The sequence below is a fragment of the Plantactinospora veratri genome (assembly GCF_036421995.1).
Lineage (GTDB): Bacteria > Actinomycetota > Actinomycetes > Mycobacteriales > Micromonosporaceae > Plantactinospora > Plantactinospora veratri.
This window is the reverse complement of the sequence record NZ_JAZGQL010000002.1, coordinates 143,238-155,334: the sequence shown is the minus strand read 5'-3', so window position 1 is coordinate 155,334 and position 12,097 is coordinate 143,238. Positions and strand designations below refer to the sequence as shown.

Sequence of the window (12,097 nt, the reverse complement as noted above, 5' to 3'; positions counted from 1 at the left end):
GGGGGCGCCCCGACCCCCCGCCCGCGCCGCGCCCCCCCCCGCCCCCCCCCACCCCCCCCCCCCCCCCCCCCCCCCACGCCGGTTGCCGCGAGCGATGCCGGGCGCCATTCCGTGGCCGCGGCTGGGTCGTCGTCAATCTCGCCATTCCCCGGGCGTTCGCGGTGAACCGGCGGCCGCAATCGGGCGCGGCCGGCTCAAGGCACCGGTTCGCGTCGCCGCGTTATTCGGCGCGCTTCGGCCGGGCCGGGCGCTTCTTGCCATAGAGCCAGGCGTCGAAGAAGGCGTCCAACTGCTGGCCGGAGACCCGTTCGGCGACCGCCACGAATTCTTCGGTGCTGGCGTTCGCGTCCTTCTTCTCCGCTGCCCAGGTGCGCAGCAGCTTGAAGAACGCGTCGTCGCCAATGGTGACCCGCAGCGCGTGCAGCGTCATGCCGCCGCGCTGGTACACCGACTCGCTGAAGATGTTCGCCGCGCCCGGCCTACCCGGCGGGAGCTGCCACACCGACTTGTCCATCTGCTGGTAGCGCACGTCGAACGCCTGCTGGGCCCGCTGCCGGCCGGAGCGTTCCGCCCAGAGCCACTCGGCGTACGTGGCGAAGCCCTCGTTGAGCCAGATGTCCTGCCAGCTCTTCAGCGCCACACTGTTGCCGAACCACTGGTGCGCCAACTCGTGCGCCACCACCTCGTTGCGGGCGTTCGGTCCGAAGAAGACGGAGGCGTAGACGGGGCGACTCTGCGTCTCCAGGGCGTACCGGATTCGGTCGTCCGCGACCACCACCCCGCCGTACGCCTCGACCGGGTACGGGCCGAAGAGCGTCTCCAGGTAGTCGGCGACCTTGGTGGTGCTGGCCATGGCCGTGTCGGCGGCACCCCTGCGCACCGAGTCGGCCACCGCCGTATAGAGCGGCCGCCCCTTGTGAGTGCCGGTCTTCACCCGGTACCTACCGATCACCAGCGTGCTCAGGTAGCTGGCCATCGGCGTGCTCTCCGACCACTTCCAGGTGGTCCAGCCGGCGTCGACGGTACTGCCGCCCGGGGTGCCGTTGCTGATCGCCACCAGCCCCTTCGGCACGGTGATCTCGAAGCTGTAGGTCGCCTTGTCCACCGGGTGGTCGTTCACCGGGAACCAGGTGCTCGCCGACTCCGGCTGACCGAGCGCGATCGCGCCGTCGGTGGTGTGCAGGAAGCCGCCGTCGCCGAGGTCCTTGTTGCGCAGCGGTGCGGGCTTACCGTCGTACGCGATCACCGTGCTGAACCGGGTGCCGGTCGGCAGCCCTTTCGCCGGGGTGACCACCAGTTCGTTGCCCTGCCGGGCGGAGGTCGCCGGTGCGCCGTCCACGGTGACCGACCGTACGGTGAGGCCGGCCAGGTCGAGGTTGAACCGGGCCAGGTCGGCGGTGGCGCTCGCCGAGACCGTCGTCGTGCCGCTGAGCTGGTCGGCCTTGGGGTCGTACCGGACCTTGATCTCGTACCGGTCGACGTCGTAGCCGGCGTTGCCGTACGTGGGGAAGTAGTCGTCGCCGACACCGTCCGCACCCGGCTGGAAGTTGTAGCTGGGGGTGGCGGAGGGGGTCGGGCCGGGCGGCACCGCCGCCTTCTCCGGATCGCCCTGGCAACCGGTCAGGCCGAGTGCGCCGGCCACCACCATCCCGACCGCCGCCCGATACCGCCGCCTCGTCGTCATCTGCACCAATCCCGTGAGTGATCCCTGACGCGACCTGCTGCGCCGTGGTGGACCGTGACCCTACCGCCGGCGATTCGCTACGGGCATCCGGGTTACCGGCCGGTGCGATCGGGCGTACCGCCGATCGCCTAGCCAGGCCAACGCGTTCAGGGAACGGGTGGTGCGGTGGTGCCGGAGAGCCAGGCGTCGAACAGTGGACGCAGTCGCTTCCCGGAGACCCGCTCGGCGTGCGCGACCAGGTCGTCGGTGGTCGCGTTGCCGTCCCGCCGCTGCGCCGTCCAGCTCGTCAGGATCCGGAAGAACGGCTCGTCGCCGACCGTACGCCGCAGCGCGTGCACGGCCAGCGCACCGCGCTTGTAGACCGCCCGGCTGAAGATCTCCGACCGGCCCGGGTCCAGCGCCGGCTCCGCCCAGTCGGTGCCGGCGTACTCCTGCTCGAACATGGTCTGCACGCTCGGCCCGCCGTCGTGCTCCGTCCACAGCCACTCGGCATAGCTGGCGAAGCCCTCGTTGAGCCAGAGGTCGCTCCAGCGCCGGATCGAGACGCTGTCGCCGAACCACTGGTGCGCCAGCTCGTGCGCCACCACCTCCAGGTTCGGGCCGGTGGCGAAGAACGCCGGGCCGTACACCGGGCGGGACTGGGTTTCCAGGGCGTACCCGATCCGGCTGTCGGCGACCGCGATCCCGCCGTACGCCTCGAAGGGGTACGGGCCGAACCGGCTGGCCAGGAAGTCGACGATCTCACCGGTACGGGCCAGTGACCGCTCCGCCGGTCCGTCCACCGGCAGGCCCTCGGCGATCGCGGTGACCAGCGGCTTGCCGGCGTGCGTACCGGTGCTGACCCGGTATTTCCCGATCACCAGCGTGACCAGGTAGCTGGCCATCGGGGACCGCTCCGCCCAGCGCCAGGTGGTCCAGCCGGCGTCGGTGGTGCTGCCGCCCGGGGTGCCGTTGCTCAGTGCCGCCAGCCCCTCCGGCACGGTCGCCTCGATCTGGTAGGTCGCCTTGTCCAGCGGATGGTCGTTGACCGGGAACCAGGTGCTTGCCGACTCCGGCTGGCCGAGCGCGATCGCACCGTCCGAGGTGTGCAGCAGCCCACCGCTGCCCAGCTCCGGGCTGGTGATCGGGGCCGGCTTGCCGGAGTAGCGCACCCGTACCCCGAACCGCCTGCCCTTGCCGAGGCCGGTGGCCGGGGTGACCACCAGCTCGGTGCCGGTCCGGGCGTGCTCGGCGTCGACGCCGTCGACCTGCACGGACGAGACGGTCAGCCCGGCCAGGTCGAGGTTGAACCGGGACAGGTCCTGGGTCGCGGTCGCCTCGATGCCGGCGTCGCCGGTCAGCTCGTCGGTCGCCGGGTCGTACCTGACCTGGAGGCGGTAGCTGGCGACGTCGTAGCCGCCGTTGCCGTAGGTCGGGAAGTACGGGTCGCCGACCCCGGGCGCACCGGGGCGGAAGCCCTCGGTCGGCCGGTCGTCCCGGCGGGTGCCGGTGCAGCCGCCGGTCGAGAGCAGCACCAGCAGCGTCACCAGTACGCCGGCCAACGCCGGCCGCCCCGGCCTGATCATCACGCCTCCGCGATCACGGTCGCGGCTACCGGTCGAGGACGAGTCCCACCTTCTGGAACTCCTTCAGGTCCCGGTAGCCGCACTTGGCCATCGCCCGGCGCAGCCCGCCGAACAGGTTCAGTTGGCCCTCCGGGTCGTCCGACGGCCCGTAGAGCAGTTTCTCCATCGAGCCGAGCGGCTCGTCGGCCACCCCGTAGGCGCCGCGCGGCAGCTTCGGGTGGCTGGCCGCCGGGTGCCACCAGGCACCGCCGGCCGGTGCCTCGGTGCAGAGCGAGAGCGGCTCGCCGAGCATCACCGCGTCGGCGCCGCAGCCGAGCGCCTTGGCGATGTCACCGGAGGTCTGGAGGTCGCCGTCGGCGATCAGGTGCACGTACCGGCCACCGGTCTCGTCGAGGTAGTCCCGCCGGGCCGCCGCCGCGTCGGCGATCGCGGTCGCCATCGGCACCCGGATGCCGAGCACCGACTCGGTGGTCGACCAGTCGTCGCCGCCCAGCCCGACGATCACGCCGGCCGCACCGGTGCGCATCAGGTGCAGCGCGGTCTTGTAGTCGGTGCAGCCACCGGCGACGACCGGCAGGTCGAGGTCGGCGATGAACTCCTTGAGGTTCAACGGCTCGTCGGTGGTGGAGACGTGCTCGGCCGAGACGATGGTGCCCTGGATCACCAGGATGTCCACCCCGGCGTCCAGGATCACCGGGGCCAGCGCCAGGGTGTGCTGCGGGGAGACCCGGACGGCGACCGTACCGCCGCCCTCGCGCATCTGCCGTACCCGCTCGGCGATCAGCTCCGGGCGGATCGGCTCGGCGTACACCTCCTGGAGCCGGCGGGTGGCCGCGGAGCCCTCCTCCAGCCGGGACAGCTCCTCCAGGACCTTGGCCGGCTCCTCGTAGCGGGTCCACAACCCCTCGACGTTGAGCACCCCGAGCCCGCCGAGCCGGCCCAGGGTGACCGCCGACTCCGGGCTCATGGTGGCGTCCGACGGGTGCCCGACGCAGGGGATCCCGAACTGGTACGCGTCGAGCTGCCAGGCGGTCGAGACGTCGTCCACGTCCCGGGTACGCCGGCTCGGCACGATCGCGATGTCGTCCAGGTGGTAGCCGCGCTGTGCGGTCTTGCCCAGCCCGATCTCGACCACGTCACGCATGGGTCACTCCAGAGTAGAAAGGGGGGTGGTGGCGGGGAGGCGGTGACCGTCAGCGGGTGTGGTAGTTCGGTGCCTCGACCGTCATCTGGATGTCGTGCGGGTGGCTCTCCTTCAACCCGGCGGCGGTGATCCGGATGAGCTGCCCCCGGCGGTGCAGCTCGGGGATGGTCTCCGCGCCGACGTAGCCCATCGCCAGCCGCAGTCCGCCGACGAGCTGGTGGGCGACCCGGGCCAGCGGGCCACGGTAGGGCACCTGCCCCTCGACGCCCTCCGGCACCAGCTTCTCCTCGCTGGCCACGTCGTCCTGGAAGTAGCGGTCCTTGGAGTACGACCGGGCCTGCCCGCGCGACTGCATCGCGCCCAGCGACCCCATCCCCCGGTACGCCTTGAACTGCTTGCCGTTGATGAACATCAGCTCGCCGGGGCTCTCCTCGGAGCCGGCGAGCAGGCTGCCGAGCATCACGGTGTCGCCGCCGGCCACCAGCGCCTTGGCGATGTCGCCCGAGTATTGGATCCCGCCGTCGGCGATCACCGGCACCCCGGCCGGACGGGCGGCCCGGGCCGCTTCCATGATCGCGGTGATCTGCGGTACGCCGACCCCGGCGACGATCCGGGTGGTGCAGATGGCGCCCGGCCCGACCCCGACCTTCACCGCGTCGGCACCCGCCTCGACCAGCGCCTTCGCCCCCGCGTAGGTCGCCACGTTCCCGCCGATCACGTCGACGGTGGTGTCCTTCTTGAGCCGGCCGACCATGTCGAGCACGGCCCGCTGGTGCCCGTGCGCGGTGTCCACGATCAGCACGTCCACCCCGGCCTCGACCAGCGCGCGGGCCCGCTTGTAGGCGTCCTCGCCGACCCCGACGGCGGCGGCCACCCGCAGCCGGCCGGCATCGTCCTTGGTGGCGAGCGGGTACTGCTCGCTCTTGGCGAAGTCCTTGACGGTGATCAGGCCGCGCAGCCGGCCGTCCGGGTCGACGATCGGCAGCTTCTCGACCTTGTGCCGGCGCAGCAGGTCGAGCGCCTCCTCCTTGGTCACGCCGACCTCGGCGGTGACCAGCGGCATCGGGGTCATGATCTGGCGTACCGGGGTGCCGCCGTCGGTGACGAACCGCATGTCGCGGTTGGTCACGATGCCGACGAGGGTGCCCTGGGCGTCGGTCACCGGCACCCCGGAGATCCGGTAGCGGCCGCAGAGCGCGTCCACGTCCCGCAGGGTGTCGTCCGGCCCACAGGTGACCGGGTTGGTCACCATGCCGGCCTCGGAGCGCTTCACCAGGTCGACCTGGAGCGCCTGGTCCTCGATCGAGAGGTTGCGGTGCAGCACGCCGATGCCGCCGTTGCGGGCCATCGCGATCGCCATCCGCGCCTCGGTCACCGTGTCCATCGGGCTGGAGACCAGCGGGATGGCGATTTCGACGTTACGGCTCAGCCGGGTGATGGTGTTCACCCGGCTCGGGATGATCTCGGACTCGCCGGGTTGCAGCAGCACGTCGTCGAAGGTCAACCCGAGCGGCACCACCCGGGCCGAACCGGCCGGCAGTTCGGGCAGGTGCCCGGCGAGCTGGTCGGCGTCGGTGGCCAGCGGAAGGTCGTTGGTGGGTCGGTTCTCCACGATGTGTCCCCTGCTGCTGTGGTTGACGATGCTTCGGTTGACGGTGCTCTGGTCGGTTGACGGTGCTCCGGTTGACGGTCGACGACGGTCACCGCCGACACGGCCGCGATCTCGCCGACGCGGGTCGGTCGGCGCTGAGCTGGTCGGACAGGCTGCCCGCGCGGGGCGGTGCCAGGGTTCGCCCCGGGGTACGGCGCGATGGTTCATCGTACCCATCCGGCGGGGCGGGCGTCGCGGGCGCGGGTACAGCGGCGGTACAGGCCACAACGGGTGACCACGCCGGGCGGTGTTGGGACTACGGTGGAGGGGTGCACGAGGAGCCGATCGACCCGTTCAACGGTGACCCCGCCGATCCCTCCGCCGGCCTTGACGACCCGGGCGAGGAGACCGAACTCGACCCGCTCAGCGAGGTCGAGCGCCAGGACGTGCTGGAGGACCTCGCCGACCTGGAGATCTACCAGGCGCTGCTGGGTCCGGTCGGGGTGCGCGGTCTCGTGATCGAGTGCGAGGACTGCCGGGAGCCGCACTACTTCGACTGGGACCTGCTCCGGGGCAACCTGCGGCACCTGCTCAGCTCCGGCCGGCCCCGGGTGCACGAGCCGGCCTACGATCCCGACCCGGATCACTATGTCAGCTGGGAATACGCCCGTGGCTACGCCGACGGGGTGCACGACACCCTGAGCGAGACCGCGGACGAGAACGAGAACGAGGGCGAGGCCGAGACCGGGACCCCGCGCTGAGCCGGGGAACCACCCTCTCCCGTGGCGGGCGGAGCGTCGACCGGTCAGGCCACCAGGCCGGCCCGGAAACCGGCCGCCACCGCGTGCGCCCGGTCCCGGGCCCCGAGCTTGCGGAACAACCGCCGGGCGTGGGTCTTCACCGTGTCCTCCGAGACGAACAGTTCCCGGCCGATCTCGGCGTTGCTCTTCCCGTCCGCCATCCCGACCAGCACCTGCATCTCGCGTTCGGTCAGCACCGGTCGGCGGGCCGGAGCCGCCCGTCCGGTTCCGCCCGGCCCGTCGGCGCCGCGCGACTCCTGCCCCGCAGCGCCGCCGCCGGACCCGTCCGGGCCGGCCTTCTCCGACGGGTACGACTGCCCCGCGGCGGTACCGGTCGGCGTGCTCGGGTCGGTCGGCGCGTTCGGGTCGTCGCCACGCTGGGCCGGTACCACCGCCGGCCCGGTCGGCTGCTCGCCGGTGGCCTCGCCGGTACGCGATTCCGGGTCCGTACGTCGACGCGGGGCCGACTCGTCCCCCGGTGGGCGACCGCCCGGTGCGTCCCCGCCCGGACCGTCCCGGCCGGGCCCGGTCGGCGCCCGCACCACACTGCCCAGCCGCTGGCCGGCCGAGGGCTGGCCACCCGGCTCACCGGGCTCGCCGCCGCGGCCGGCACCGACGGGGCCGGTCTGACCGCCGCCGGCCAACGCGCCACCGGGCAGCGCGGCGCCGCCCCGACCGGGCCGGCCGCCGAGCAGCAGGATCGCCTTCGCCACCACGCTCACCAGGTCGTGGTCGCTGCCCTGGATCAACCCGCGGGCGCCGGCCGCGATGGTCGCCGCGGCGACTCCCGGGTCCTCGGCGCCGAGCAGCAGGATCGCCGCTCCCGGTGACCGGGCCAGTACCCGCCGGGTGAAGCCGACGCTGTCCGGGCGGGTGAGCGCGGTGTCGGCGAGCACCACGTCCGCCGGCCGCTCGGCGAGCCGGAGCATGGCTTCGGGGTCGGACACGGCGGTACGGACCGCGGCGGACAACCCGAGCCGGGCCGCCGCCGCCGCGACGTTCTGGGCCGCGAGCGGGGTCCGGACGCAGACAAGAACGGTGCGCACGATGCTCTCCTCTCCGCAACGAGGAGACCATGCCGGTGAATGATCATGATGAGTTTCCACGGATGAACCACAAACTTTTTGGACGATTCGCCCCACGGACCGGATTCGGGGCCAGAAGTTCGCGATCAAGTACGTGTGAGCCGTCCGCACCCGGGGTACCGGAACCCGTGGTCGGATCGGTGCGCCTGCGCGGCCCGCCGCCCGGATCTCGGCCGAGCAGGTCATCGCGGTGCCGCGCGGAAGGAGGGTGCTGATGTCGAACGTACGCAGGCTGCCTGGACCCATCGTCGATCTGTGGGAGTGGCAACGGCTTGGCGCTTGCCGGGGCCGGGACAGTGCCCAGTTCTTCCACCCGGAAGGTGAGCGAGGCTCGTCCCGCAACCGTCGCGAGGCCAGCGCCAAGGCGGTCTGCGCGACCTGCCCGGTACGCGCCGAATGCGCCGCCCACGCGCTCGCCGTACGCGAGCCGTACGGGGTGTGGGGCGGCTTCAGCGAGTCCGAGCGGCTCCGGCTGCTCGCCGTCGGCTGGGAGGACCTCGCCGACCGCCGACAGAGCCGGGTGGACGTGGCCCGGCTGGAGGCCCGGCTCGGCCGGCCGTTCCGGTCGACGATGCCGGCCACCAACGCCCGGCCCGAACCGGTACCGGTACCGGTGCAACGCTCGGCCTGACCCGACACCGGTCCGCGCCCGGCCGCCCCCGGGCGTGATCCACCCGCCGCCACCGGCCGGTCCCGGACCGGCGGTCGCACCATCGCTACCGGCCCGACCCGGCCCGGCCAGAGCCCGGGCCGGTCATCAGTTGCCGGGATGTTCAGCCCACCGTGACGGTGACCGTGTGCCAGCCGGTGGCGCCGTCCGGCTCGACCGGACGCGACTGCCCGGTCTGCACCGCCCCGGTCGCGTCGGTCGCGCGTACCCGCAGGGTGTGCTCGCCCGGGGTGGCGAGCCACCGCCAGGACCACTGCGCCCAGGTGTCGGTCGATACCGATCCGGCCAGCGTCGCCGGCTGCCAGTCGCCGTCGTCGACGCGTACCTCCACCTGGCGGATCCCGACGTGCTGCGCCCAGGCCACCCCGGCGACGGTGACCGGGCCGGCCGGTAGTGCCCGACCCGCCCGTGGGGTGTCGATCCGCGACTGGGTCTTCACCGGTCCCCGCGCCGACCAGCCCCGAGGCACCCAGTACGCGTCGAAGTCGGCGAAACTGGTCAACTCCAGCTCCACCACCCACTTGCAGGCCGAGACGTAGCCGTACAGGCCGGGCACCACCACCCGGACCGGGAAGCCGTGCTCGATCGGCAGCGGTTCGCCGTTCATCCCGACCGCCAGCATCGCGTCCCGGCCGTCGGTGAGCACCTCGGTCGGGCTGCCGCAGGTCCAGCCGTCGGTGGAGCGCGCCACCACCTGGTCGGCGCCGGGCAGCGGCCCGACCTCGGCGAGCAGCGGGCCGAGCGGGACACCGAGCCAGCGGGCGTTGCCGACCAGGTCCCCGCCGACCTCGTTGGAGACGCAGGCGAGGGTGATGTGCCGCTCGATCATCGGCCGGGCCAGCAGGTCGGCGAAGCGCAGCGTCACCGGGTTCCGCACCCGGCCGTGGATCCGCAGCCGCCAGTTCTCCGGGTCCACCCGGGGCACCACGAGTGCGGTGTCGATCCGGTAGAAGTCCCGGTTCGGCGTGACGTACGACGACAGCCCGGGAACCTTCAGTTCGGCGTCTGCCGGCACCGGGGCCGCCGGGCTGGCCGGGACCGGCAGTTCGACCGCCGCCCGGGCGGCCGAGACACCTCGCCGGGTCGACAGCCAGCGCCCGCCGAAGCCACCCACCGCCGCCCCGCCGGCCGCCAGCCCGACCCCGGTCAGGAACCGGCGCCGGGCGTACGCGTCGGGACGGGCGGTGACGGCGACGGCCGGTACGGCCAGGGCCCGGCCGGGCGGGCCGGCGACGAAGAGCCGCAGTACGCCGGCCGCGAGTACGACGCCGACCAGCGAGGGCAGCGCGGCGAGCGGGCCGGCCCCGGGCCGGGTCAGCGCCGCGAGTACCCCGACCGCGCCGAAGAGGGCGATCCCGGCGTACCCGAGGGGCAGTGAGCGGACCGCGACCAGCCCGACCAGGACGGCGAACCCGGCCAGCAGCACGGCGGTGCCGACCAGGAGTGCGATCTTGTCGTAGATGTAGAAGACGTCGACGGCGAACCGCTTGAGCGGTGCGGGCGCCAGGTCCACCACCGCGCCGCCGACCGCGACCAGCGGGGCGGAACGGGCGCCGGTGAGCACCGCCACCACCTCGGCCGCGCCGACCGCGACGGCCGCGGCGGCCAGCCCGGCCAGGGCACCGAAGCGGCGTGGCAGGCCGCCGCGCCGGGCCGGGATCGTCGCCGCCGGCCCGTCACCGCCCAGATCCGGGATCACCCTCATCCACCCAGTGTGCCGGCCGTGGCCCGGAAACGGAGATCCGCGTGAGCGGGATGCCGGGCGCGGGGAAGTCCCACGCCGGCCCGCTCACGCGGATCTCGGTGTCGCGCCGGGCGGTGCGGATCGGCGTGATCCGGACCGGGACCGGTCAGAAGCCCGGACCGTGCTGGTGGCCGTGACCGTGGCCGTGCCCACCGGCGGCGGCCGGCTCGGCCTTCTCCGGCTTCTCCACGACGAGGCTCTCGGTGGTCAGCAGCAGCCCGGCGATCGACGCCGCGTTGGTGACCGCGTTACGGGTCACCTTCACCGGGTCGATGATGCCGGCCTTGGCCAGGTCCTTGTACTCGCCGGTGGCGGCGTCGAGGCCGTTGCCCCAGCCCTGCTCGGCGACCTTCTGCACCACCACGTAGCCGTCGTGGCCGGCGTTCTGGGCGATCCACCGCAGCGGCTCGACCAGCGCCTTGCGGACGATCGAGACGCCCACCTTCTCGTCACCGGTCAGCCCGAGGTCACCGTCGAGCGCGGAGAGGATCTGCACCAGCGCGGCGCCGCCGCCCGGTACGGTCCCCTCCTCGACCGCGGCCTTGGTCGCGGCGATGGCGTCCTCGATGCGGTGCTTGCGCTCCTTCATCTCGACCTCGGTAGCCGCACCGGCCTTGATCACCGCGATGCCGCCGGAGAGCTTGGCCAGCCGCTCCTGGAGCTTCTCGCGGTCCCAGTCGGAGTCGGACGCCTCGATCTCCTTGCGGATCTGGGTGATCCGCTCGGCGACGTCGTTGTCCCGGCCCCGGCCGTCGATCACGGTGGTGTTGTCCTTGTCGACGACCACCCGGCGGGCGGTGCCGAGCACCTCCAGGCCGACCGAGTCGAGCTTGTAGCCCAGCTCGGGGGCGACCACCTCGCCGCCGGTCAGGATCGCCATGTCCTGGAGCATCGCCTTGCGCCGGTCACCGAAGCCGGGCGCCTTCACCGCGCAGACCTTGACGGTCTTGCGGATCGCGTTGACGACCAGGGTGGAGAGCGCCTGCCCCTCCACGTCCTCGGCGATGATCAGCAGCGGCTTCGCGGTCTGGAGGACCTTCTCCAGCAGCGGCAGCAGCTCCTCGATCGAGGAGATCTTCTGGGTCGTGATCAGGATGTACGGCTCGTCGAGCACCGCCTCCTGCGACTCGGTGTCGGTGACGAAGTTCGGCGAGATGAAGCCCTTGTCGAACTGGAGGCCCTCGGTGACCTCCAGCTCGGTGGCGAGCGTCGAACCCTCCTCGACGGTGATCACACCGTCCCGGCCGACCTTCTCCATCGCCTCGGCGATCAGGTCACCGATGGTGGCGTCCTGCGCCGAGATGGTCGCCACGTTCGCGACCGACTCCCGGCTGCCCACCTCGACGGCCTTCTCCAGCAGCGCCTCGGAGATCTTCTCGGCGGCCAGGTCGATGCCCCGCTTGAGCGCGGCCGGCCCGGCTCCGGCGGCCACGTTGCGCAGCCCCTCCCGGACCATGGCCTGGGCCAGCACGGTGGCGGTGGTGGTCCCGTCGCCGGCGACGTCGTTGGTCTTGGTCGCCACCTCCTTGACCAGCTGCGCGCCGAGGTTCTCGTACGGGTTGGTGAGCTCGATCTCCTTGGCGATGGTCACGCCGTCGTTGGTGATCGTCGGAGCACCGAACTTCTTGTCCAGGACGACGTTGCGCCCGCGCGGGCCGAGAGTGACCTTGACCGTGTCCGCGAGCGTGTTGACACCGTGCTCCAGCAGGTGCCGGGCGTCATCCGAGAAGCTCAGAATCTTCGCCATTGTGTAAACAGGGTCCCTTCACGAGCGTTGCCCCGGCCCGGCAGGGCCGGTCCGGGGCAACGTCACT

General features: G+C 72.5%; 9 protein-coding genes and 1 pseudogene. 2 read left to right on the top strand and 8 right to left on the bottom strand.

The features are described from left to right. Nucleotides 1–220 precede the first annotated feature (220 nt). The 4 genes from V1634_RS03350 to guaB all read right to left on the bottom strand — a co-directional run bounded on the left by V1634_RS03350 (nt 221) and on the right by guaB (nt 6,005). Nucleotides 221–1,684, bottom strand: a complete 1,464-nt coding sequence (locus tag V1634_RS03350) for a M1 family metallopeptidase (RefSeq protein ID WP_331206239.1) — start codon at nt 1,682–1,684, stop codon at nt 221–223. A gap of 146 nt (nt 1,685–1,830) precedes the next feature. Beyond that, nucleotides 1,831–3,249, bottom strand: a complete 1,419-nt coding sequence (locus V1634_RS03345) for a M1 family metallopeptidase (RefSeq protein ID WP_331206237.1) — start codon at nt 3,247–3,249, stop codon at nt 1,831–1,833. Between the two features lie 25 nt (nt 3,250–3,274). Next, a complete protein-coding gene (locus V1634_RS03340) occupies nt 3,275–4,393 on the bottom strand; it encodes a GuaB3 family IMP dehydrogenase-related protein (protein ID WP_331206236.1) in 1,119 nt (372 codons plus the stop codon). Nucleotides 4,394–4,442: 49 nt separating this feature from the next. Next, a complete protein-coding gene (gene guaB, locus V1634_RS03335; protein ID WP_107260756.1) occupies nt 4,443–6,005 on the bottom strand; it encodes an IMP dehydrogenase in 1,563 nt (520 codons plus the stop codon). A gap of 308 nt (nt 6,006–6,313) precedes the next feature. On the opposite strand from guaB, the gene V1634_RS03330 reads away from it, so the two are divergent. Beyond that, nucleotides 6,314–6,745, top strand: a complete 432-nt coding sequence (locus V1634_RS03330; RefSeq protein ID WP_331206235.1) for a DUF5319 domain-containing protein — start codon at nt 6,314–6,316, stop codon at nt 6,743–6,745. A gap of 44 nt (nt 6,746–6,789) precedes the next feature. Here the strand turns inward: V1634_RS03330 and V1634_RS35400 are convergent, their stop codons facing one another. Both V1634_RS35400 and V1634_RS35395 read right to left on the bottom strand, forming a co-directional pair. After that, complete coding sequence (locus V1634_RS35400) at nt 6,790–6,981, bottom strand: response regulator transcription factor (protein ID WP_369930863.1); 192 nt, start codon at nt 6,979–6,981, stop codon at nt 6,790–6,792. A 468-nt stretch (nt 6,982–7,449) separates the two neighbouring features. Beyond that, nucleotides 7,450–7,830, bottom strand: a pseudogene (locus tag V1634_RS35395) (helix-turn-helix transcriptional regulator); the annotation flags it as partial. Between the two features lie 253 nt (nt 7,831–8,083). On the opposite strand from V1634_RS35395, the gene V1634_RS03320 reads away from it, so the two are divergent. Further along, nucleotides 8,084–8,500 carry a WhiB family transcriptional regulator gene (locus V1634_RS03320; RefSeq protein WP_331206233.1) on the top strand — a complete coding sequence of 139 codons (417 nt, stop codon included), beginning with the start codon at nt 8,084–8,086 and terminating at the stop codon, nt 8,498–8,500. Between the two features lie 142 nt (nt 8,501–8,642). On the opposite strand, the gene V1634_RS03315 is transcribed toward V1634_RS03320, so the two are convergent. Next, a complete protein-coding gene (locus V1634_RS03315; protein ID WP_331206232.1) occupies nt 8,643–10,244 on the bottom strand; it encodes a molybdopterin-dependent oxidoreductase in 1,602 nt (533 codons plus the stop codon). Nucleotides 10,245–10,389: 145 nt separating this feature from the next. Beyond that, nucleotides 10,390–12,030: a chaperonin GroEL gene (groL, locus tag V1634_RS03310; protein WP_331206231.1), complete on the bottom strand. Its 1,641-nt coding sequence runs from the start codon at nt 12,028–12,030 to the stop codon at nt 10,390–10,392. Between the last annotated feature and the right edge of the window lie 67 nt (nt 12,031–12,097).